Below are 21,299 nucleotides of genomic sequence, written 5' to 3'. Positions count from 1 at the left end.
CTTCATTGACGAGTCTAGGTCAACGTAGATTGACGCGAGGGCGGATGTCAAACCTCCAGGACGATCTTGCCGACGAAGTCCGAGCCCTGCGCCAGCTCGTGCGCCTTGGCCGCCTCCTCCAGCGGGAAGGTGCGGTCCACGTGCACGTTCAGCACCTTGGCGAGCTCGGCCAGCGCCGCGTGGTCCGGCTCCACCTGGAAGCGCCGCCACCGCACGCCCCGGGCCGCGTACCGGGCGCCGTCCTCGTCGGAGATGTCGGCCGCGCCGAGGTAGGCGCCGCCCTCCTTCACCAGCGGCAGCGAGCGCCGCGGGTAGTCGCCGCCGACGATGTCGAAGACCATGTCCACCGGCTCGACCGCCTGGGCGAAGTCCACGGCGCGGTAGTCGATCACCTCGTCGGCGCCCATGCGCCGGACGAAGTCGTGCTTGCCGGCGCTGGCCGTGCCGATCACGTACGCCCCGCGCCGCTTGGCCAGCTGGACCACCAGGTGGCCGACCCCGCCGGCCGCCCCGTGCACGAGCAGGCGCTCGCCGGGCCGTACGTCCCAGGAGTCCTCGAAGCCCTGCCAGGCGGTCAGGCCGGACATCGGCAGCGCCGCCGCCTCCACGTGGCTCAGGCCCGGCGGCTTGCGGGCGAACTGGCGGGGCCTGGCCACCACGTACTCGGAGTAGGCGCCGGCCGGGTTCGGGAACAGGATCATGCCGAAGACCTCGTCGCCCGGCACGAACCTGCCCTGGTAGGCCCCGGACGCCTCCACCACGCCGGAGACGTCGAAGCCCGGGACCAGCGGCGGCGTCATCCAGTGCGGCGGGTACGGCCCGCGCCGCAACTTCCAGTCGGGCGGGTTGACCCCGGCGGCGTGCACCTTGACCAGCACTTCGTTCGCCTCGGGGACGGGCCGGTCGACGTCGGCGAGCTCCAGGACCTCGGGCCCGCCGAAGGAGCGGTAAACGATCGTTCTCATGGCTGCCATCGTGGCCGCGGGCGGTATCACTTGTGAAGAAGGCACCCTTTTGATATCCAGGTTCCTGATGGATACCACCTTTCCCGACCTCCGCGGGTACGGCGGCGCCGACGCGTTCCTGCGGGCCTGCAAGCCCCGCGCGATCCTCGACATGCTGACCGGCAAGTGGTCCACGCTGGTCATGGGCGCGCTCCTGGACGGCCCGCGCCGCTTCAACGAACTGCGGCGCATCCTCGACGGCATCACCCAGAAGATGCTCAGCCAGACCCTGCGCGCCCTCGAACGCGACGGCCTCGTCCGGCGCACCGTCTACCCGACGATCCCGCCGCGCGTCGACTACGAGCTGACCGAACTGGGCCGCAGCGCCGGCGGCCTGCTCGCGGCCATCGCGGAGTGGTCGGCCGAGCACGCCGACGAGGTCTTCGCCGCCCGCCGCGCCTACGACGAACGCGCCGCGGAGCCCGTCCAGCCCATCTGATCAAGACCCCGGCATCACCCGGGCAAGGATTGGCAAGCCGGCGCGCGCCGCTCTTCCGCCTGGGTACGGCTCGCCGTGTGAAAGCACAGGTTATCGGCGGTCTCCTGGCCGTCCTGGCGTTTGCGGTGGCCTGCGGTACGGCGGGCCAGTCGGGCGGTGGCAGCACCGGCGGCCCCGCGCCGGGCGGCCCGAGCGCGATCGGCACCGTGGAGCAGGGCTTCAAGATCGGCCTGCTGCTTCCCGAGTCCAAGACCGCCAGGTACGAGAAGTTCGACCGGCCGTACATCACCGCGGGCATCAAGGCCCTGTGCCCCAAGTGCGAGGTCGTCTACAACAACGCCAACCAGGACCCGAACCTGCAACAGCAGCAGGTCGACACCATGCTGACCAACGGCGTGAAGGTGCTGATCCTGGACGCCGTGGACGCCAAGGCCATCGCGGGCGCGGTCAAGAAGGCGACCGACCAGGGCGCCAAGGTGATCGCCTACGACCGGCTGGCCGGCGGGCCCGTCGACGCGTACACCTCCTTCGACAACATCCAGGTCGGCAAGATGCAGGGCCAGGCCCTGCTGGACGCCGTCAAGGCGGGCGGCGACCCCAAGCGCGGCCCGATCGTCATGATCAACGGCTCGCCCACCGACCCGAACGCCGGTGACTTCAAGAAGGGCGCCCACTCGGTGCTCGACGGCCAGGTGACCATCGGCAAGGAGTACGACACCCCCGACTGGAGCCCCGACCAGGCCAACACCGAGGCCAACGGCGCCTTCACCGCCCTCGGCGCGCAGAACGTCATCGGCGTCTACGCCGCCAACGACGGCATGGCCGGCGGCATCGCCAAGGCCATGCAGAACTCGGGCGTCAAGCCGGGCACCCCGCTGACCGGCCAGGACGCCGAACTCGCCGGCATCCAGCGCATCCTGCTCGGCACCCAGACCATGACGATCTACAAGCCGATCAAGCCGGAGGCGCGCAACGCCGCCGAGATGGCCATCGCGCTCGGCACCGGCGAGGACGTCAAGGGCACCGCCACCGTCAACAACGGCACGAACGACGCGATCCCCGCCCAGATCATCCCGCCGATCGTCGTCATCAAGCAGAACATCGACGACACCGTCGTCAAGGACGGGTTCTGGACGGTGAAGGAGATCTGCACCCCGCAGGTCCAGGCCGCCTGCAAGGCCGCCGGACTGGAATGACGTGGCACCGGTCCTGGCCCTGGAGGGGGTCTCCAAGCGCTTCGGCGCCGTGCAGGCGCTGACGGAGGTCTCGCTGGAGGTCAACGCCGGCGAGGTCCTCGCGCTCGTCGGCGACAACGGCGCGGGCAAGTCCACGATGATCAAGGTCATCGCCGGTGTCGGCCCGGCCGACGAGGGGGAGATCCGCTGGCAGGGCCGCCCGGTCACCATCCACAGTCCGGGCGAGGCGCAGTCGCTCGGCATCGCCACCGTCTACCAGGACCTCGCGCTCTGCGACAACCTCGACGTCGTCGGCAACCTGTTCCTCGGCAACGAGATCCGGCGCTTCGGCGTGCTCGACGAGGTCGCCATGGAGAAGCGCTCGCGCGACCTGCTCAACACGCTGTCCATCAAGATCCCGAGCGTGCGGATCCCGGTCGCCTCGCTGTCCGGCGGCCAGCGCCAGACCGTGGCGATCTCCCGCTCGCTGCTCGGCGAGCCCAAGGTGGTCCTGCTGGACGAGCCCACCGCCGCCCTCGGCGTCGAGCAGACCGCGCAGGTGCTCGACCTCGTCGAACGCCTGCGCGCCCAAGGACACGGCGTGATCCTGATCAGCCACAACATGGTCGACGTCAAGGCGGTCGCCGACCGAATCGCCGTCCTGCGGCTGGGCCGGAACAACGGCGTCTTCGACGCGCGGAGCACCACGCAGGAGGAGATCATCGCCGCGATCACCGGCGCCACGGACAACGCGGTCTCCCGCCGCCGGGCCCGTTCCGAGGAGGGCGAATGACGCAGGAGAAGCCGGCGGGCCCCGCGGCCGAGGCGCAGGTGGACCCCCGGCTGCTGGTGCGCGAGAAGGGTTTCGCCGGCTACCTCGGCGAGTTCAGGCGCCGGATCAAGGGCGGCGAGCTCGGCCCGCTCCCCGTGATCGTCGGGCTGGTCGTCATCTGGCTCGTCTTCCAGACGCTCAACGACCGCTTCCTGTCGCCGCAGAACCTGTCCAACCTCAGCGTCGACATCGTCGCCACCGGCCTGATCTCGGTCGGCATCGTCTTCGTGCTGCTCCTGGGCGAGATCGACCTGTCGGCGGGCGCGGTCAGCGGCGCCTGCGCGGCCGTGCTGGCCGTGCTCAGCGTCGGCCAGGGCTGGGACCCGCTGCCGTCGATGATCGTCGCGGTCGCGGTCGGCGCCGCGATGGGCCTGTTCCACGGCTTCTTCTTCGCCAAGATAGGCGTGCCCTCCTTCGTGGTCACGCTGGCCGGCATGCTCGCCTGGACCGGCTTCCAGCTCTGGGTACTCGGCCCGAACGGCACCATCAACCTGCCCGACGGCCTGATCTCCAACCTCACCGACACCTACTTCGCCTACGTCATCGCCGCCTACGGCCTGGCCGCCGCCGCGACCGCCGGATTCCTGCTCGTCTCGCTCGTGGGCAACGCCCGCCGCCGCGCCGCCGGCGTCCCCTCCCGCACGGTCGGCGACATCGTCTTCCGTACGGCGGTGCTGGCCGTCGTGGCGTTCGGCGTGGCCTACGTCCTCAACCTCTACCGCGGCCTCCCGCTCGCCCTGCTGATCTTCCTGGCCGTCGTGATCGTCACCGACTTCGTCCAGCGGCGTACCAAGTACGGCCGCAGCATCTTCGCGGTCGGCGGCAACATCGAGGCCGCCCGGCGGGCCGGCATCAACGTGGCCTTCATCCGCATGTCCGTCTTCGCCATCTCCGGCGCCTTCGCCGCGCTGGGCGGCATCTTCGCCGCCTCCCGCATCTCCAGCGCCAGCCAGGCCACGGGGCAGAGCAACGTGCTCATGATGGCCATCGCCGCGGCCGTCATCGGCGGCACCTCCCTGTTCGGCGGCCGGGGCAGCGCCTACTCGGCGTTGCTCGGCATGCTGGTCATCCAGTCGATCGCCTCGGGCATGGCGCTGCAGGGGGTGAGCAACGCGATCCAGTTCATCGTGACCGGAGCGGTGCTGCTGGCCGCCGTGGTCATCGACTCGGTCAGCCGCCGCAGCCAGAAGGCCAGCGGCCGCGCCTGACCACCGCGCTCACGGCCGGGTCAGGGCGCGGGCGGCCGCGGCGGCGATGGTCGTCACCAGGGCCCACCCGGCCACGATCACCACCAGGCTGACCGCCTTGGCCAGGCCCAGCGGGTTCCAGACGCCGTCGTGGCCCAGGTTGGCGAGCGGGATCAGCAGGTCGAGGGTGTAGAGGAACGGGTCCCAGGCCGGATGCTCACCGGCCTTGATCGGGCACAGGGACGGGCAGCTGACCGTGGCGAAGTAGACCGTACCGGCCGCCAGGATCGCCACGAACGCCACGACGGCCCGCCAGGGCTGGTAGCCGTACCCGAGCACGAGGTCCTGCAGCGCGCCCCACGCCCGCGCGAGACCACCCCGCGCCCGCGCGGTACGGCGCAGCTTCTCCCGCAGCACGCGCCCCGCCTCCCGGTGCAAACCGGCGGCGCGGTAGGCGGCGGCGAGCTGCTCGTAGGGCTGCGGCGTGCTCGGCGCCGCCCCGCGTTCCAGCCAGGCCAGGCGCTCGTCGGCGCACTCCGGCGACAGGGGGCCGAGCCGCTGGTAGGCGAAGCCGTCCAGGTCGGTCTCGTGGCCGGCGCCGGGCTGGTCGGCGTACGCGGTGATGCGGGCGTTGCGCAGCGAGACGCGGCCGGAGCTGCCGGGCGCGGGGGTGACGACGGCGGTGGCCACCTCCGCGTCCGTGAGGTCGATCATGGTGGGGTCGGACGAGGGGCGGATGAGGACGGCGTCGAGGTCGAGTTCCCCGGTGATCCGGGCGGCGCGCAGGCTGAGCGGGCCGCCGATCTCGGCCGTGGCGAGGCAGGCGTAGCCGATGACGGCGCCCCTGGCCCACACGCCGTCGCCGATCCTGGCGCCGTGCAGGTCGAGGCCGCCGAGCTGGGCGCCCACCAGGTCGAGCTCGCCGCCGATCGTGAGGCCGGGTCCGTCGTCGTCGTGGCGCGGGGAGGCGCGGCCGTTGAGCCAGCCGCCGGTGACGGCGAGGTTGGCGTTGAGGAACCCGGCGACGCGGGTGCGGTCCAGGTCGATGTCGATGTCGACCCGCGCGCCCTGGATCCAGAGGTTCCCGTCGAGCACCGCGTCGCGCATCATGAACGTCCGGGCCCTGAGCAGCTCCGCCGACAGTTCCGGGAGGTGGGAGTCGTTGAGGCAGATCGCGCCCGCGGTCGCCGTGGTCAGGTTCACGCCGTGCTCGAACGTGCAGCCCACCAGGGCCAGCGCGGGCTCGATGACGGCGCCCTCCAGGTCGAGGCGGCCCTGGATCTCGGCGCCGGTGAGCTTCAGCGCGGCGACCCTGCCGGGCAGCGCGTCCGGGCCGTGCAGGAGGAGTTCGGCGACGACGTCCGCGCGGACCTTGCGCTCGGCCTCGTCCAGGGCGCCGAGGTCGAGTTCGGCGCCCTGGCGGAAGGAGTGCCAGAGGCGGGTCTCGGCGGGGTTCCAGTCCGTTGGGGGCACGAGTCACTTTCTACTCGCGCCCGACCGAAAAGCCCAGGGGAGATGACATGCGGGAATCGGCGCTCGACCCGGCGCAGGCGCGGGCCAGGTTCAGGCAGGGGGAGCGGGTGCCCACGGCGGGCTGGTGCGCGGGCTGGATGCAGGCGAACCTCATCGCGCTGCCCGCCGCGTACGCCGCCGACTTCCGCCGGTTCGCCGAGCGCAACCCGAAGCCCTGCCCGATCCTGGACGCCGGTGAGCCCGGCGCCACCGCCACCCGGCTGTTCCCCGGCGACCTGCGTACCGACCTGCCCGGCTACCGGGTCTACCGAGGCGGCCGCCCGGTCAAGGACGCGACGGACGTGCTGGCCGACTGGCGCGAGGACCTGGTCGCGTTCCTGCTCGGCTGCAGCTTCACCTTCGAGGCGGCGCTCATGGCGGCGGGCGTCCCGGTCAGGCATGTGGAGCTGGGCGTGAACGTGCCGATGTACCGCACCGCCGTGGCCTGCGAGCCGGTCGGCGTCTTCGCGGGGCCGCTGGTCGTCTCGATGCGGCCCGTCCCCGAGGAGCTCGTGGAGGTCGCGCGGGAGGTCACCGGCCGCTACCCGGCGGTCCACGGCGCGCCCGTCCACGTGGGGGATCCGGCAGCTCTGGGTATCCAAGACCTGAAAAATCCGGACTTCGGGGATCGGGTGCCGGTCGGCCCGGGGGAGGTGCCGGTGTTCTGGGCGTGCGGGGTGACGCCTCAGCTCGCGATCGGCGCCGTGGACTTCGCCATCGGCCACCTCCCGGGGCACATGGCGATCATCGACGCCCGCGATGAGGACTTTCGAGTGACTTAGCGAGATATTTCGCCGTATGGGTGGAGGCGTCGGCCAGCTCGGCCGGCGTGCCCGTGAACACCACGCGGCCGCCGTGCTGGCCCGCCTCCGGCCCCATGTCGATCACCCAGTCGGCGTGCTTGACCACGTCCAGGTCGTGCTCGACCACGATCACCGTGTTGCCGCCGTCGACCAGCCGGTCGAGCAGCGCCAGCAGCGTGTCCACGTCGGCCATGTGCAGCCCGGTCGTCGGCTCGTCGAAGACGTACACGTTGCCGCTCTCGCGCAGCCGGTGGGCCAGCTTGAGCCGCTGCCGCTCGCCACCCGACAGCGTGCTCAGCGGCTGCCCGACGGTCAGGTACCCGAGGCCGAGCTCGCTCAGCGCGCCGAACATGCCGAACACGCCGTCGGCCTCCTCCGCCGTCATCGCCAGGACGTCGGCGATCGTGCGGCCCTCGTAGCGGTAGGACAGGGCCGCCGGGTTGTAGCGGCTGCCGCCGCAGGCGTCGCAGACCGACGTCACCGGGTCCATGAAGGCGAGGTCGGTCTTGATCAGGCCCTTGCCCTCGCAGGCCGGGCAGGCGCCCAGCGCGTTGAAGCTGAACCAGCCGGGCTCCACGCCGTTGGCGGCGGCGAAGAGCTTGCGGATGGAGTCCATGGCGTTGAGGTAGGTGGCGGGCGTGGAGCGGATCGAGCCGCCGATCTGCGACTGGTCGATCGCGATGCCGTCGGCGAAGGCCATGAGCGTGCTCTTGCCCGATCCGGCCACGCCGGTGACCGCGGTCAGCACGCCCAGCGGGACGCGTACCGAGACGTCGTGGAGGTTGTGGCGGGAGGCGCCCGCGATCGTCATCCAGTCCGACGGCGTGCGCACCTCCGCTTTGAGCCCGGTGGTGCGGCGCAGCATGCGGCCGGTGAGCGTCGTCGCGGCGCGCAGGCCCGGCACGCCGCCCTCGTAGACGACCTCGCCGCCGGACGCGCCGGCGCGCGGGCCCATGTCCACCACGTGGTCGGCCAGCTCGATGATGTCGCGGTCGTGCTCGACCACGATCACCGTGTTGCCGCTGTCGCGCAGCTCCAGCAGCAGCTCGCCGAGCAGGTGCACGTCGCGCGGGTGCAGGCCGACGCTCGGCTCGTCGAAGATGTAGGTGAGCCCGCTCAGCGAGCTGCCCAGGTGGCGCACGGTCTTCAGCCGCTGGGCCTCGCCGCCGCTCAGCGTGCTGGTCTGCCGGTCGAGGCTGAGGTAGCCGAGGCCGACCGTCTCGATGCGGCGCAGCGCCGCCACGGCCGGGCCCGCGACCGGGTTGCCGAGGCCCTCCAGCACGACGATCAGGTCGGCGACCTCCATCGCGCCGTAGTCGGCGATGTTGTGCGCGCCGATGCGCGAGGCCAGCGCGGCCCGGTTGAGCCGGGCGCCGCCGCAGGTCCGGCACGGGCCCTCGGCCAGCATCTTCTTCGCCGACACCAGCTCCTTGTCGCGCTTGAGGTAGAGGCGGTCGAAGCGGTCGGCCACGCCCTCGTAGGTGCCGCGCTCCATCTTGAAGCTCTCGCCGTGGAGCAACTGGCGCGTCTCCTCGGGCGTGAACTCGCCGACCGGCTTGTCCATGTCGAACAGGCCGGACTGCTCATACAGCTTCCACGTCCACGAACCCACCGACCACAGCCGCAGCGCGCCCTCGTTGAGCGACAGGCTCTTGTCGATGGCCAGGTCCAGGTCGAGCTGGACGGTCTTGCCCAGGCCGTCGCACTCGGGGCACATGCCCTGGGGGTCGTTGAAGGAGTAGGCGCTCGCCGGGCCGGCGGAGGGCCGGCCGTACCGGGAGAAGAGCACGCGCAGGATGGGGTGGATCTCCGTCATGGTGCCGACGGTCGAGCGCGCGTTGCCGCCGACGGGCTTCTGGTCGACGACGACGGCGGGCGTCAGGTGGGCCAGCCGCTCGGCGCGCGGCCGCTCGAACTTGGGCAGCCGGTTGCGGATGAACGCGCTGTAGGTCGCGTTCATCTGCCGCTGCGACTCGGTGGCGATCGTGCCGAACACCACCGACGACTTGCCCGAGCCCGACACGCCGGTGAAGACGGTCAGGCGCTCCTTGGGCAGGCTCAGCGAGATGTCCTTGAGGTTGTTCTGCTTCAGTCCGGCCAGAATGATGTCCACGGGCACTCCTCATAGCTTTAGCTACTACCTATAGCTTATGCTATGGCTGTGACAGATCGTCGAGCCCGCCGCCGGACGGAGACCCAGGAGGAGATCCTGCGGATCTCCCTGGAGGTGATGGCCGCCGACGGCGTGGCCGCGCTGAGCATGACCACCGTCGCCCGACGGCTCGGCATCCAGCCGCCCTCGCTGTACAAGTACTTCCCATCGCGGGCCGCGGTCTACGACGCGCTCTTCGAGCGCGGTCAGAAGGGCTACCTCGACGCCGTACGGCAGGCCGCGGAAGGCCTGGAACCGGGCCTGACCGCCATGGGCGCCTCCCTGGAGGCCGGAGCCCGCTGGATCATGGCCAACCAGATCCTCGCCCAGCTCCTGTTCTGGCGCCCGGTGCCCGGATTCACCCCTTCTGAGCGGGCCTACGCCCCGGCCCTCGCCATCCGCGGGCACTTCGCCACCCTGATCGAGGGCGCGGTCGCCCGCGGCGAGGTCGCCCCGGAGGCCGCGGGGGAGGAGGGCCTCGCCCTGGCCGCGAGCCTGATCGCCGGGGTCGTCTCCCAGCAGCTCGCCAACCAGCCCGGGGCCTCCTACGACGACGGCGTCTTCATGCGCCTGGTCCCGCGCCTGCCCGAGGTGTTCGCGGGGGCATACCCGCCGCGGTGAGCTGCTCGCCGACGCCGGGCGCGCCCCGCCGGTTGTCGATCTCCAGATACGGTACGGCCGGCGGCTCGTGCACCCGGATCGCCGCCAGGTAGTCCTCGAACGCGCCCAGCTTGCCCGCGTCCCGGTCAAGCCCCCGCGCCACCAGCCGCTCGCGCAGCGTCGGCCCGTCGGAGCGCACCCACACCAGCCGCGCCGGGCCGCCGCCGAGCTCCTCCACCCAGCGCTCCCACAACGCGGCCGAGTGCACCTGCGAGGTGAACGGGCCGTCCAGCATCACCGGGCAGCCGTGGCTCCTGATCGTCCGGGCCAGACCGGTCAGGCCGCCGTACTCGTGCCGCTTGACGTGCTCGTCGTACCAGGGGCCCTCGCGCTCGCCGGGCGGCCGGTCGTACGCCCGGAGGGTCTCGGTGACGAAGCCGCCGTAAACGGTGTCCTTGTCCAGCAGCGCCGGGACCGGCGTCAGGCGGGCCAGGAGCGCGGCGGCGACGGTGGACTTGCCCGCGCCCGGCGGGCCACTGATCACCCAGACAGGAACCACGAGGTCAGAGCCTACGCGGATCTGCGTATCCGACAGCCTCCTGCCGTCGGACGCCCTTCGCGCGGCGCATGGCCAGACTCGGCGCATGCTCACCCTGTTCGTGCGCGCGTTCCGCATCGCGGATCTGCGCCGGAAGCTGCTGTTCACGCTCGGCCTCATCGTCCTGTTCCGGCTGGGCCAGATCGTGCCCTCGCCGGGCGTGGACGTGGTCGCCGTGCAGCGGTGCCTCGGCAGCGTCAAAGGCGGGCTGGCCGAGATGGTGCAGCTGTTCAGCGGCGGGGCGATGCTGAAGCTGTCGGTGTTCGCGCTCGGCGTCATGCCGTACATCACGGCCAGCATCATCATGCAGCTCATGGCGGTGCTCATCCCGCGGCTGGACGCGCTGCGCAAGGAGGGCAAACAGCAGAAGATCACCCAGTACACCCGCTACCTCACGGTCGCGCTGGCCGTGCTCAACGCCACCACCGTGGTCGCGCTGGCCAGGAGCGGGCAGCTGTTCCCCGGCTGCCGGGAGCCGGTGCTGCGCGACGACGGCCTGCTGAGCATCGCGGTGCTGGTCAGCGTCATGGTCGCGGGCACCTGCGCGGTCATGTGGCTCGGCGAGCTGATCACCGACCGGGGGATCGGCAACGGCATGTCGATCCTGATGTTCACGCAGGTCGTCGCGGTCTTCCCGTCCTACATGTCGACGATCTTCACGATGAACGGCTTCGCCGCCGTCGTCATCCTCGTCTCCGGCGTCTTCCTGGTGGCGGCGGTCGTCTTCATGGAGCAGGCACAACGGCGCGTGCCCGTGCAGTACGCCAAGCGCATGGTCGGCCGCAGGACCTACGGCGGCACCAGCACCTACATCCCGCTGAAGGTCAACCAGGCGGGCATCGTGCCGGTCATCTTCACCTCCTCGCTGCTCTACATCCCGACGCTCTTCGCCGGCCAGGTGCCGTGGCTGGCGCCGTACCTCGAAGGCGACCATCCGCTCTACATGACCGGATACTTCGCGCTCATCGTGGCCTTCGCCTACTTCTACGTGTCGATCACCTTCAACGCCGTCGAGGTGGCCGACAACATGCGGCGCTTCGGGGGTTTCGTCCCGGGCATCCGGCCTGGCAAGCCGACCGCCGGATACCTGTCGTACGTGCTGTCGCGGCTCACCGCGCCCGGCGCCGCCTACCTCGGCGTGCTCGCCCTGCTGCCGCTGGTCGCCTTCGCGCTGCTGCGCGACCCGTCCACGCAGCAGAACTTCCCCTTCGGCGGCGCCAGTGTGCTCATCATGGTCGGCGTCGGCCTCGACACCGTGAAGCAGATCGAGGCCCAGCTGCAGCAGCGCAACTACGAGGGGCTGCTCAGGTAGGCAGGACCAGGCCCGCCCGCATCGCGAACACCACCAGCTGGGCGCGGTCGCGGGCGTGCAGCTTCACCATCGCCCGGCTCACGTGGGTACGGACCGTGTCCGGGCTGATCACCAGCTCCCCGGCGATCTCCTCGTTCGAGCGCCCGGTCGCCACCCACGCCACCAGTTCCCGCTCGCGCGGCGTCAGCGTCTCCACGCCCGCGACCGGCTCGGCGCCCGCGTGGCGGCCGAACAGGCCGATGACCTTGCGCGTGATGGACGGCGACAGCAGCGCCTCGCCGGCCGCCACCACCCGGATCGCGCTGACCAGCTCGTCGGGGGCGCTGTCCTTCAGCACGAAGCCGCTCGCGCCCGCCTGCAGGGCGGCGAAGACGTACTCGTCGACCGCGAACGTGGTCACCACCACGATCCGCGTGCCGCTCAGGCCCGGGTCGGCGGCGATGGCCCTGAGCGTCTCGACGCCGTCCATGCCGGGCATGCGGATGTCCAGCAGCAGCACGTCGGGGCGGGTGTCGCGGAGCAGTCTGAGCGCCTGCGCGCCGTCGGCGGCCTCGCCCACGCACTCCAGGTCGCCCTCGCGCTCGATCAGCGCCCGCAGCCCCATCCGCACGACCGCCTGGTCGTCGGCCACGGCGACCCTGATCACGCGCCGCCTCTGTTCACGCGTCGTCTCGGTTCACGCGCTGTCGCCGGTGCGGGGGAAGTGGGCGATCACCCGGAAGCCGCCGCCCTCACGCGGGCCCGCGGCGAACCGGCCGCCCGCGGACTGCACCCGCGCGCGCATCCCGGTCAGCCCCCGGCCCTCCGCCGCGCCCGACCAGCCCGCGCCCCGGTCGGCCACCTCCACCACGTACACCCCCGGGTCCGCCGACAGCCGCACCAGCGCCCGGGTCGGGCCCGCGTGGCGCAGCACGTTCGTCAGCGACTCCCGCACCACCTTGTAGACGGCGCCGCTCAGGTCGGCGGGCACCTTCGGCTCCGCCGGCTCGACGTCCACCGGCAGCCCGGCCGCCCGCACGCCGTCGATCAGCCCCGGCAGGTCGCCCTCGGCCTCGATGCCGTCGAGCGCGGCCCGCAGATGGGCCAGCGCCTGGGTGCTGGTCTCCTTGATGGCCAGCAGTGAGGCACGCGCCTGCTCGGGATTCTCGTCGAGGGTGACCAGGGCCAGCCCCGCCTGCATGGCGATCGCCGCCAGGCCGTGGCCCGCCGCGTCGTGCACCTCTCCGGCGATCCTGGCCCGCTCCATCGCGACCGCGTCACGCCGCGCCGCCATGCCCCACGTCTTGTACGGCCCGGCCTGGCGGACCGTTTCGGCCGGCCGTACCGGATCATCGGCAGGAGCGGCCCCGAGCGCCTCCACAACCGCGGCGCGCACCTCGGCGGCCGGGGCGCGGACCTCCGCGGTCAGGGCACGGACCTCGGCGGGAGCGGCGGCCTCGCGGATCTCGGCGGCGACGCGGGCGGGATCGTGGGGGACGGTCTGGGCGGCGGCCTCCGCGGCGGCGGCCTGCGCCTGGGCGAGGCCGCTGAAGGACCACGGGACGGCCAGCCAGCCCGCCCACGCCAGCACGACGACCGCGGGCAGGTCGCTCAGCTTGGACAGGCGGGGGAGCTTGCTCACCCCACGATCCTAACCAGTCGTCAGCCGGTCCCGGTGAGCCAGCGCAGCGGGTTGGTGTGCGTGAGGAGGCGGCGCGTCTCGTCGGGCACGCCCGCCTCGCACAGCCGGGGCAGCAGCGCGTGGAACAGGTGCGCGTAGCCGGGACCCTCGTAGCGCTGGAGCTGGGCGACGCGGCTCATGCCGGAGCCGAGCAGGATCCTCTCGGCGTGGCCGTCCTCGATGAGGCCAAGGACGAGACGCGCGGCCTGCTCGGGGCCCTGGGCGAGGGAGGACAGGCCGACGTACGCGCCCGCCTCGGCGATCTTGCGGGCGGCGCCCAGGTCGGTGCCGGTGTAGCCGACGCTGACGCGCCGCGCGGGCAGGCCCTGGCCGAGCATGATCTCCAGGATGCCGGTGGGGTCCTGGCCGTGGGTGGCGACCGGCAGGCGCGAGGACTGCGAGGCTCGGGCGGCGGCGACCAGGCAGCGCTCCTCGACCGCGGTGGGCTCCTCGCCCCAGCAACCGACCGCGCCGATGACGCCGGGGAAGACGCCGGTGCCGTCGAGACCGGAGGTGATCTCGCTCATCAGCCGGCCGGTCAGCTCCTCGACGCTCGCGTCGCGGGCGTCGGCGAACGGCTCGGCGTACAGGCCGGTGGCGGCGATGACCGGGACCCGGCTGCCGGCGGCGATCCTGGCCAGGGAGGCGGCGTCGCGGCCCATGCCCATGCAGGTGAGTTCGACCACGAGGCCGAGCCCGTCCTGCTGGCGCAGCGAGCGCAGTTCCTCGGTGACGGGACGCTCCTCGTCGAGCCAGCGGTGCGGGTCGGAGTCGACGCCGACCGCCCAGCGCATGTCGTTGCGCAGGTGCTCATGGGGGAGAACGGCACCGGTGATCGCGGCCGCGCGTATGGGGCCGGTGACGGTGCGAAGCATGACCTCGGGCATGCCAGACATTAACCGATATTTGCCGCTCAATGCCTGTTTTGAGGCGAAGATCTACCTGCAAGGAGAATGAAAGCGGCACCGGTATCGTGGTTCGCACACCGACAGTCGCGGGGGGATCGTGCCTATCCAGAACTCCGAGACCGGCGACGCCGACAAGCTCAAGGACGAGGCGGCGCGCAGGTCCGGCATACACGGGTGGCTGGACGGAGTCAGGTCGACCCGATCCGGCGCGCTCACGCTGAAGATCGTCATCGGGGTCATCGGATCCGTCATGGTCATCGGCGGCCTCATCATGGTGCCCTTCCCCGGACCCGGCTGGCTGGTCGTCTTCGCCGGCCTCGCGGTGCTGGCCACCGAGTTCCACTGGGCGCACAAGGTGCTGGAGTTCGGCAAGCGCACGCTGCACGCCTGGACCCAGTGGTACAAGCGCCAGGGCTGGACCGTCCGCATCCTGGTCGCCGTCGTGACCGTCGCGGCCGCCGGCGTGATCGTCTACCTCGGCCTCAGGACCCTCGGCGTCGACCTCCTGCAGATGGCCAAGGACTACCTCTAGACCCGTTCGGCATCACGCGGGACTTCGGTCCCAGGAGTGTCTAATCTGCGGGCGTGCTCGTCAAAAGCGTCCTCGCGGTGATCGCGCTGCTCGCCCCTGCGGGCGTGGCCGCCAACGTGCCCCTGCCCGGCACGGGCGTGACCGTCCAGGAGCAGGCAAACGATCCGGTACGCCTCAGCTCCTACGGATTCGGCACCAAGCGCACCTACCTGAGGGCGCTGACCGGCGACACCTTCGTCCGGCAGAAGGGCTTCTCCGAGGCGGCGCTCTCACCCGACGGCCGCAGGGTCGCCGCGGTGCCCGACGCCTACCGCTCCGGCTGGGACTCGGTGGTCGTCACCGACCGGGTCGCCGGCAAGCCCGCCCGCATCCGCACGGTCAGGAAGCCGCTCACCGCCTCCTACGCCTCGTGGTCGCGCGACGGCACCAAGGTCGTGCTGACCGTGGAGAAGAAGGTGAGCGGCAAGTGGCGCACGACCGGGTTCACCGTCGTCGACGCGCTCGCCTCCACCGCCCGCACGGTCACCGTGACCGGCGCCGCGGCGCGCGCGGGCTTCTGGTGGACGCCCGACGGCAACCTCGTCGCCGAGTACGGCAGGGGCCTGCGCGTCTACAACCCGGCCGACGGCAAGGTGGTGCGGACGTTCCCCTCGATCGGGCTGCCGACCGGCCCCGAGGACGCCTTCTCACCGTCGGGCAGGCAACTGGCCATGTGGTGCCCGTCGTCGTTCACCGAGCAGCTGTGCGTCGTCGACCCGGCCAGCGGGAAGATCGTCCGGCGGGTGCGGGCCGAGCCGGAGGCGCTGTTCGGGTGGTGGGACGAGAGCCACGTGATCGCGGTCACGGCGTGGCAGGGCGCGTACCGGCTGGTGGTCCTGGATCTGACGGGCAAGACCAAGCGCGTGCTCGCCGGGGTCCCGGCCAAGACGTGGCGCGGGGGGCTCTGGCTGCACTTCGTCCGCGACCAGTGACGCGTGCCTACAGGTAGAGGCCGGTGCCGTGGTCGGTCTCCGTGGTGGCCACGGCGTGCAGGTCGCGCTCGCGCATGACCAGGTAGGTCTGGGCGTGCAGTTCGACCTCGAACTGCTCCTCCGGGTTGAGCAGGACCTTGTCGCCGACCTTGACCGTGCGCGCGCTCGCGCCCACGCCGCAGACCTGGCCCCAGGACAGCCGGTTGGCGAGCTTGACCGTCGCCGGGATGACGATCCCCGCTCCGCTGCGCCGCTCTTCGGCCTCGCGCTCCAGCCGGATCAGCACCCGGTCGTGGAGCATCTGGATCTCGAACTTCGGTTCTGCCACATCCGCAGTTTACGTCCATCGGGAACCTCGGCCCGCCCGCACGCCCCGGACGGCCGGGCGCTCTGACCGGGGGACATACGTCGCTTCAGTCCTTTAACGCGAAATTTGCGGAAATGTCGGTGGATGGTGTTAGCGCAGGTCAGGGCATTGTTTGCGGGAACTTCCGGCGGGCCTTCCCGCGGCTCGGCTATAACTTGCTCAGCCGCGGTGTCAAGGGGGGCACGTGGCTGTGGTGATATGGGGAGCGGCTCACGGTGATCGTGATGTTCGGCGCCGCCGGCTTCATCGGCCGGCACGTACGGGCCGCGCTGGGGGAGCGGAACGTCGTCGCCGTCCCGCGCGGCCGCATCGATCTGGCCGCCTCCGGGCACGCCGAGCTCACCGGGCTCATGTACGAGATCGCCCCCGACGTCGTGATCAACTGCGCCGGCGCCACCGGCGGCGACCCCGCCACCCTGGCCAAGGACAACGTCGTCGCCGTCGCCCGCCTGCTGGCCGCCCTCGCCGTCGCGGCCCCGCGGGCCAAGTACGTGCAGGTGGGCAGCGCCGCCGAGTACGGCCGGGTGCCCATGGGCCCGCCCATCTCCGAGGACGACGCCTGCGACCCCCTCGGCGCCTACGGCCTGGCCAAGCTGGCCGGGACCGAACTCGTCCGCGCGGCCGCCGCCGACGGCCTCGACGCCTCGGTCCTGCGCGTCTTCAACGTCATCGGACCGGGCGCGCCGCCCGGCTCGCTGCCCACCAAACTCGCCCTCGCCCTGCGCGACGGCGGCGACCTGGTCGTCGGCGGGCAGGACGTCTACCGCGACTTCGTGGACGTACGCGACGTCGCCGAGGCGGTGGCGATGGCCGCCGGGGCCGGCGGGCCGCTGCCACCGGTGCTCAACATCGGCAGCGGGCGCGCCACCCCGGTTCACGACCTGGTCTCCACCCTCGTGGAGGTCGCCAGGCCCGGCGCGCGCGTGCTGCCCGGCGGGCAGGGCTCGCCCGCCGTACCTTGGCAGTGCGCCGACATCACCCGCGCGGCCGACTCGCTGGGCTGGCGGCCGCGCACGACGCTGCGCGACTCGCTCCAGACCCTGTGGTCGGCCCTGAACGCGCCGGCCCGGCCGGTGGAGAGCGGCACACCATCATGAGCGGGAACGCGGCACGGGACTGGACGCCGGGCGGCACGCCGCCCGGCCACGAGCGGCCCAGGACACCGATGACACCTGCCGGCCCGGACGTGCACGTGCTGCCGGACACGCTCGCGACGCCGGCCGCGCAGCTGACGGCGGACACGCACCTGACGGTCGGCGCCCGCGATCTGCCGGGCCCGCCCTGGTTGTCCGGTCAGGCCGAGCCCGGTGAGCCGTGGTCGCGCGGGCACGGGCGGGTCGAGACCTGGCCGGAGCCCCCCGGCCAGAGGAGAAGCGCGCCGGTTCTGGGGAGGAGTGGCGGAAGGGTGAGCGAGCAGGAGGAGGTGCGCTTGCTGGAGGTCGGGGAGGCGCTGGTCGGGGCCTGTGTGCCGGCCTACTTCAGCCCTGGGGAGGCGGCGGACACGTGGCGTCGGCTGCTGGCCGTACCGCCGAGGCTGGTGGTGCTCGACCTCGGTGAGGAGCGCGAGGCCGCCTACGCGCCGATCGTGGGCCGGCTCGTCGCGGCGGGCAGCGAGGTGCTGGCGCGGGTGGACACCGACTTCGGGCTGCGCGCCGCCGCCGACGTCCGCGCCGACCTGCGCAGAATCAGGTCCTGCTACGGCCTGCGCGGCGTCTTCCTCGACCAGGTCGCCGCCGACGCCGACCGCCTGGAGCACTACCGCGAGATCGTCGACGGCGTCCGCGGCACGATCGTCCTCAACCCGGGCGTCTACCCCGACCCCGGCTACGCGGCGCTGGCGGACGTGCTGGTGACGTTCGAGGGCCCGCTGGCCGCCTACCGCGCGATCAGGGAGCCCGCCTGGGCGAGGGCGCTGGCGCGGGGCCGCTTCTGCCACCTGATCCACGGGGTGGGCGAACGCGTCCGCGTGGCGACGTTGCGGAAGGCGGCCAGGCTGGCGGGAACGGTCCACCTCAGCGACGGCCCCGGTTGGACAGACCTGCCCGCTTACTACGGTCGGAGGATCGTGGCAGGATAAATCCATGATCATGGCCTTCGGCGCCACGGGCTGGCGGTGGCTGAACCCTCCACGGGAGTGGACCGCCGACGACGGCCTGACCCTGTTCTGCGACGGCGGCACGGATCTGTGGCGGCGTACCCGCTACGGCTACACCTTCGACAACGCCCATGTGTTCGGCCGCACGCAGAGCGGCGACCTGCGGCTGTCGGTGACCTTTACCGGCGAGTACGCCGAGCAGCACGACCAGGCCGGCGCCGTCCTGCGGATCGACGAGACGACCTGGATCAAGGCGGGGGTGGAGTTCACCGACGGCGCGTTCTGCCTGGCCACGGTGGTGACGCGCGACTACTCCGACGCCTCGATGCTCCCGCTGCACGAGAGCCCGGACGGGGTCACCTTCGAGCTGGACCGGGTGGGCGACGCGGTCAGCATCCGGTACGGCCTGGCCGGCGAACCCCCTGAGCACCTGTTACGCGTGGCCTACTTCCCACCCGAGGCCCCCGTCCTGGCCGGCGCGATGGCGGCCGCCCCGGTGGGCAAGGGCTTCCCGCTCCGCTTCACCGACGTCCGCGTCGCCACCGCCTGATCCGCTGCGCGTCGCCGCCGGTCACGGGAGCCTGAGACCGGCGAAGACGGGCCGGTGGTCGGTGCCGGGCAGGTCGTGGATGCCGAACTCCGTCACCGCGATCTCCCGCGAGGCCAGGATGTGGTCGATCTGCACGCCCGGCAGAAACTTCCACCCCACCACCGGCCACGTGTGCGTGAACCCCTGCCCGCTCACGTCGGCCGCGTCGCGGTAGCCGGAGGTGAGCAGGGTGCGCATGGGCGGATGGTCGAGGGTGGCGTTGAAGTCGCCGGCCAGCACCCGCAGCCCGCCACCGCCCCGTGGCAGGGCGTCGAGACCCTGGCGCCAGCAGGTGACCCGCCCGTCGTACCGGGGCGCGCACGGATGCACCGACACCACCTCGACCGGAACCCCCGACACGGTCAGCTTCGCCCGGGTCTGCCGGAAGTTCCCGTACGCGATCATCGGCAGCTCGGTCACCGGATACCGGGCGTACACGGCCGACCCGCTCGCCCCCGGCGCGGAACGGTCCACCCGGTGCGGCAGCAGCCGACCGAGCCCCAGCGCGTCGACCCGCTCGCGGGCCGCCGCCGTGAACTCCTGCAGCGTCAGCACGTCGGGACGCAGCCGCCGTACCAGCGCGAGGAGGGCCTCGGGCTCGGCCTGGCCCACGCGGAGGTTGACCGACAGCACCCGCAACCGCGTCCCCGCGGCGGGCGGGTTGGCCTCGGGCAACTGACGGGGCAGCACGCTCCCGGCCAGGGCAAGGCAGCTCACCGCGGCCACCCCGGCCGCCGCCCAACGCCGGCGCGCGGCGGCCAGCGCCAGCGGCACCACCGACGCGATCGCCACGTACGGGGTGAACGCCACCAGCGGCACCCACGGCCAGGCGGGCACCACTCCGGCCACCCGCAACACGGCCCACCCCGCGAACGGGACCACCAGAATCCACATCACATCGCTGTATCGCCAGACAAGCCGGATACGGTTCACGTATGCGTGATGTGGAAGCCCGCGTCCTGGACGCCATCGACGACGCGGACACCGTGAACCTGCTGGCCGAGGCGGTCAGGATCCCGAGCGTCACCGGCACCGACGCCGAGTCCGACCTACAGCACCGCTTCGCCCGCCTGCTCACCGAAGCGGACATGGACGTCGACGTCTGGAAGCTCGATCTCGACGACCTGCGCGCCCGTGACGGCTTTCCCGGCACCGAGGCCCCGCGCGCCGAGGGCTACGGCGTCGTGGGCACCACCTCGGGCGAGGGCCCGCCCGCGCTGATCCTTCAGGGTCACGCGGACGTCGTCCCCACGGGCGACCTGGCCAAGTGGGCGGGCAGTGACCCCTTCGCCGCCCGCGTCACCGGCGACACCCTGCACGGCCGCGGCGCCTGCGACATGAAGGCGGGCGTGGCCGTCAACCTGGCGGTGGTCCGCGCGCTCCACCGCTCCGGGGTACGGCTGGCCAGGCCGCTGGCCGTCCACTGCGTGGTCAGCGAGGAGGACGGCGGCCTGGGCGCCTTCGCCACCCTGGCCAGAGGGCACACCGGCGAGGCCGCGGTGATCACCGAGCCGACCGGCGGCGCGGTGATCACGGCCAACGCCGGCGCGCTCACCTTCCGGCTGGAGCTCGCCGGTCGCGCCGCCCACGGGGCCACCCGGTACGAGGGGGTCAGCGCGATCGAGGTGTTCTGGCCGGTGTTCCAGGCGATCCGGCGCCTGGAGGCCGAGCGGAACCGGAATCTGCCGGTCATCTTCGACGGCAACCGCATGCCGTACCCGATCGAGGTCGGGACGGTGCGGGCCGGCGACTGGGCCAGCAGCGTGCCGGACCTGCTGGTGGCCGAAGGCCGGATGGGCGTGCGGCTGGACGAGGATCCGGCCGAGGCGCGCGAGGCGTTCGAGGAGGCGGTGCTGGCCGCGGCCGACCCGTGGCTGCGGGCCAACCCGCCCGTCGTCACCTGGCCCGGCGGGCAGTTCGCCAGCGGGCGGCTGCCGGCCGGCCACCCGCTACTGGCCGAGGTCTCCTCCGCCGTGGCCGCCGTGCGCGGGGCCGGGCCCCCGGAGACGGCGGCGCCGTACGGGAGCGATCTGCGCCTGTACAACGGCGGCGGGATTCCCTCGCTCCACTACGGGCCGGGCGACGTGGCCTTCGCGCACGCGCCGAGGGAGCAGGTCGAGCTGGCCGAGGTGCGCGAGGTGACGCGCGCGCTGGCCCTGCTCACCCTGCGCCGCTGCGGCGCGCTCTGAATCAGGCGTGCTGCCGAATCAGGCGAGCACCCCGGACTCGACCGGGAGGCCGGCCTCGACCCAGTCCTGGATGCCCTCGCGGTACTTGCGGACGTTGGTGTAGCCGAGCGCCTCCAGCCGGTTGGCGACGGCCTGGCTGTTGCCGCAGGCCGGGTTGGAGCAGTAGGTGACGATCGCGGCGTCGCGGTCGGGCAGCAGCCCGGCCGCGCGCTCGTTCACCTCGTCCTCGACCAGCGCGATCGCGCCGGGCAGGTGCTGCTGCTCGTAGTACTGCCCGCCCAGCGCGTCGAGCACGGTCACGGCGCCGTCCTCGATCGCGGCCTTGAGTTCCTCGCGGGAGATGAGCGCGGTCATTGCGACCTCCAAAGTAAATG

23 protein-coding genes are annotated in these 21,299 nt (G+C 72.2%); 13 read left to right on the top strand and 10 right to left on the bottom strand.

Translation table 11 applies throughout. The features are described from left to right. Positions 1 to 47: 47 nt before the first annotated feature. The gene (locus ACFWY5_RS11095; protein WP_379631409.1) at positions 48 to 965 is read right to left on the bottom strand and encodes an NADP-dependent oxidoreductase; all 918 of its coding nucleotides are present in this window, start codon (positions 963 to 965) and stop codon (positions 48 to 50) included. A 67-nt stretch (positions 966 to 1,032) separates the two neighbouring features. Between ACFWY5_RS11095 and ACFWY5_RS11090 the strand changes: the two genes are divergently transcribed. The 4 genes from ACFWY5_RS11090 to ACFWY5_RS11075 all read left to right on the top strand — a co-directional run bounded on the left by ACFWY5_RS11090 (position 1,033) and on the right by ACFWY5_RS11075 (position 4,658). Continuing rightward, on the top strand, positions 1,033 to 1,443 hold the full coding sequence (locus tag ACFWY5_RS11090; RefSeq protein WP_379625656.1) for a winged helix-turn-helix transcriptional regulator: 411 nt from the start codon (positions 1,033 to 1,035) through the stop codon (positions 1,441 to 1,443). A 77-nt stretch (positions 1,444 to 1,520) separates the two neighbouring features. Beyond that, positions 1,521 to 2,639 carry a sugar ABC transporter substrate-binding protein gene (locus tag ACFWY5_RS11085; protein WP_379631407.1) on the top strand — a complete coding sequence of 373 codons (1,119 nt, stop codon included), beginning with the start codon at positions 1,521 to 1,523 and terminating at the stop codon, positions 2,637 to 2,639. A gap of 1 nt (position 2,640) precedes the next feature. After that, positions 2,641 to 3,411 (top strand): ATP-binding cassette domain-containing protein, encoded by a 771-nt coding sequence (locus ACFWY5_RS11080; protein WP_379625652.1) that lies wholly within the window; start codon positions 2,641 to 2,643, stop codon positions 3,409 to 3,411. Further along, positions 3,408 to 4,658: a sugar ABC transporter permease gene (locus tag ACFWY5_RS11075; RefSeq protein ID WP_379631405.1), complete on the top strand. Its 1,251-nt coding sequence runs from the start codon at positions 3,408 to 3,410 to the stop codon at positions 4,656 to 4,658. Before ACFWY5_RS11080 ends, ACFWY5_RS11075 begins: the two co-directional genes overlap by 4 nt. A gap of 9 nt (positions 4,659 to 4,667) precedes the next feature. Here the strand turns inward: ACFWY5_RS11075 and ACFWY5_RS11070 are convergent, their stop codons facing one another. Continuing rightward, positions 4,668 to 6,110, bottom strand: a complete 1,443-nt coding sequence (locus tag ACFWY5_RS11070) for a hypothetical protein (RefSeq protein ID WP_379631403.1) — start codon at positions 6,108 to 6,110, stop codon at positions 4,668 to 4,670. Positions 6,111 to 6,157: 47 nt separating this feature from the next. On the opposite strand from ACFWY5_RS11070, the gene ACFWY5_RS11065 reads away from it, so the two are divergent. Then, the gene (locus ACFWY5_RS11065; protein ID WP_379631401.1) at positions 6,158 to 6,931 is read left to right on the top strand and encodes a putative hydro-lyase; all 774 of its coding nucleotides are present in this window, start codon (positions 6,158 to 6,160) and stop codon (positions 6,929 to 6,931) included. Here ACFWY5_RS11065 and ACFWY5_RS11060 read toward each other — a convergent pair. Beyond that, on the bottom strand, positions 6,894 to 9,065 hold the full coding sequence (locus ACFWY5_RS11060; RefSeq protein WP_379625644.1) for an excinuclease ABC subunit UvrA: 2,172 nt from the start codon (positions 9,063 to 9,065) through the stop codon (positions 6,894 to 6,896). The two genes, ACFWY5_RS11065 and ACFWY5_RS11060, sit on opposite strands and share 38 nt — an antisense overlap. A gap of 48 nt (positions 9,066 to 9,113) precedes the next feature. Between ACFWY5_RS11060 and ACFWY5_RS11055 the strand changes: the two genes are divergently transcribed. Beyond that, positions 9,114 to 9,725: a TetR/AcrR family transcriptional regulator gene (locus ACFWY5_RS11055; protein WP_379631399.1), complete on the top strand. Its 612-nt coding sequence runs from the start codon at positions 9,114 to 9,116 to the stop codon at positions 9,723 to 9,725. Here ACFWY5_RS11055 and ACFWY5_RS11050 read toward each other — a convergent pair. Next, positions 9,667 to 10,263, bottom strand: a complete 597-nt coding sequence (locus ACFWY5_RS11050; protein ID WP_379631397.1) for an AAA family ATPase — start codon at positions 10,261 to 10,263, stop codon at positions 9,667 to 9,669. The genes ACFWY5_RS11055 and ACFWY5_RS11050 overlap by 59 nt on opposite strands. An 85-nt stretch (positions 10,264 to 10,348) precedes the next feature. Between ACFWY5_RS11050 and secY the strand changes: the two genes are divergently transcribed. Further along, on the top strand, positions 10,349 to 11,614 hold the full coding sequence (gene secY, locus ACFWY5_RS11045; RefSeq protein WP_379625638.1) for a preprotein translocase subunit SecY: 1,266 nt from the start codon (positions 10,349 to 10,351) through the stop codon (positions 11,612 to 11,614). Here secY and ACFWY5_RS11040 read toward each other — a convergent pair. Genes ACFWY5_RS11040 through ACFWY5_RS11030 form a run of 3 tightly spaced genes read right to left on the bottom strand, consistent with a single transcriptional unit; the run spans position 11,607 to position 14,149 of the window. Further along, positions 11,607 to 12,260: a response regulator gene (locus tag ACFWY5_RS11040; protein WP_379631395.1), complete on the bottom strand. Its 654-nt coding sequence runs from the start codon at positions 12,258 to 12,260 to the stop codon at positions 11,607 to 11,609. The two genes, secY and ACFWY5_RS11040, sit on opposite strands and share 8 nt — an antisense overlap. Before the next feature lie 30 nt (positions 12,261 to 12,290). After that, the gene (locus ACFWY5_RS11035; RefSeq protein ID WP_379631393.1) at positions 12,291 to 13,235 is read right to left on the bottom strand and encodes a sensor histidine kinase; all 945 of its coding nucleotides are present in this window, start codon (positions 13,233 to 13,235) and stop codon (positions 12,291 to 12,293) included. 20 nt (positions 13,236 to 13,255) lie between these two features. Beyond that, on the bottom strand, positions 13,256 to 14,149 hold the full coding sequence (locus tag ACFWY5_RS11030; protein WP_379631391.1) for a phosphotriesterase: 894 nt from the start codon (positions 14,147 to 14,149) through the stop codon (positions 13,256 to 13,258). Positions 14,150 to 14,279: 130 nt separating this feature from the next. Here ACFWY5_RS11030 and ACFWY5_RS11025 point away from each other — a divergent pair, with 130 nt between their 5' ends. Then, a complete protein-coding gene (locus tag ACFWY5_RS11025) occupies positions 14,280 to 14,714 on the top strand; it encodes a TIGR02611 family protein (protein ID WP_379625630.1) in 435 nt (144 codons plus the stop codon). A gap of 53 nt (positions 14,715 to 14,767) precedes the next feature. After that, positions 14,768 to 15,685, top strand: coding sequence for a hypothetical protein (locus ACFWY5_RS11020; RefSeq protein WP_379631389.1), 918 nt, complete (start codon positions 14,768 to 14,770; stop codon positions 15,683 to 15,685). A 7-nt stretch (positions 15,686 to 15,692) separates the two neighbouring features. Here ACFWY5_RS11020 and ACFWY5_RS11015 read toward each other — a convergent pair whose 3' ends face one another. Further along, positions 15,693 to 16,013 (bottom strand): GroES family chaperonin, encoded by a 321-nt coding sequence (locus ACFWY5_RS11015; protein ID WP_379625626.1) that lies wholly within the window; start codon positions 16,011 to 16,013, stop codon positions 15,693 to 15,695. A 263-nt stretch (positions 16,014 to 16,276) separates the two neighbouring features. Here ACFWY5_RS11015 and ACFWY5_RS11010 point away from each other — a divergent pair, with 263 nt between their 5' ends. From ACFWY5_RS11010 to ACFWY5_RS11000, 3 genes are read left to right on the top strand one after another with little or no spacing between them, the layout of a single operon-like run. Then, a complete protein-coding gene (locus ACFWY5_RS11010; protein WP_379631420.1) occupies positions 16,277 to 17,149 on the top strand; it encodes an NAD-dependent epimerase/dehydratase family protein in 873 nt (290 codons plus the stop codon). After that, positions 17,146 to 18,129 (top strand): spherulation-specific family 4 protein, encoded by a 984-nt coding sequence (locus ACFWY5_RS11005; protein WP_379631388.1) that lies wholly within the window; start codon positions 17,146 to 17,148, stop codon positions 18,127 to 18,129. The genes ACFWY5_RS11010 and ACFWY5_RS11005 overlap by 4 nt, the downstream gene beginning before the upstream one ends. Before the next feature lie 4 nt (positions 18,130 to 18,133). Beyond that, positions 18,134 to 18,697: a DUF1349 domain-containing protein gene (locus ACFWY5_RS11000; RefSeq protein WP_379631386.1), complete on the top strand. Its 564-nt coding sequence runs from the start codon at positions 18,134 to 18,136 to the stop codon at positions 18,695 to 18,697. 21 nt (positions 18,698 to 18,718) lie between these two features. Here ACFWY5_RS11000 and ACFWY5_RS10995 read toward each other — a convergent pair whose 3' ends face one another. Beyond that, positions 18,719 to 19,630, bottom strand: coding sequence for an endonuclease/exonuclease/phosphatase family protein (locus ACFWY5_RS10995; protein ID WP_379631384.1), 912 nt, complete (start codon positions 19,628 to 19,630; stop codon positions 18,719 to 18,721). A 41-nt stretch (positions 19,631 to 19,671) separates the two neighbouring features. On the opposite strand from ACFWY5_RS10995, the gene ACFWY5_RS10990 reads away from it, so the two are divergent. Beyond that, positions 19,672 to 20,925: an ArgE/DapE family deacylase gene (locus ACFWY5_RS10990; RefSeq protein WP_379631382.1), complete on the top strand. Its 1,254-nt coding sequence runs from the start codon at positions 19,672 to 19,674 to the stop codon at positions 20,923 to 20,925. Between the two features lie 18 nt (positions 20,926 to 20,943). Here the strand turns inward: ACFWY5_RS10990 and ACFWY5_RS10985 are convergent, their stop codons facing one another. After that, positions 20,944 to 21,279 carry a rhodanese-like domain-containing protein gene (locus ACFWY5_RS10985; RefSeq protein WP_379626770.1) on the bottom strand — a complete coding sequence of 112 codons (336 nt, stop codon included), beginning with the start codon at positions 21,277 to 21,279 and terminating at the stop codon, positions 20,944 to 20,946. Positions 21,280 to 21,299 lie beyond the last annotated feature (20 nt).

It is taken from the genome of Nonomuraea sp. NPDC059007, assembly GCF_042740555.1.
Taxonomy (GTDB): domain Bacteria; phylum Actinomycetota; class Actinomycetes; order Streptosporangiales; family Streptosporangiaceae; genus Nonomuraea.
Note: the sequence above shows the minus strand (reverse complement) of the source record. Positions and strands in the feature narration are given on the sequence as shown.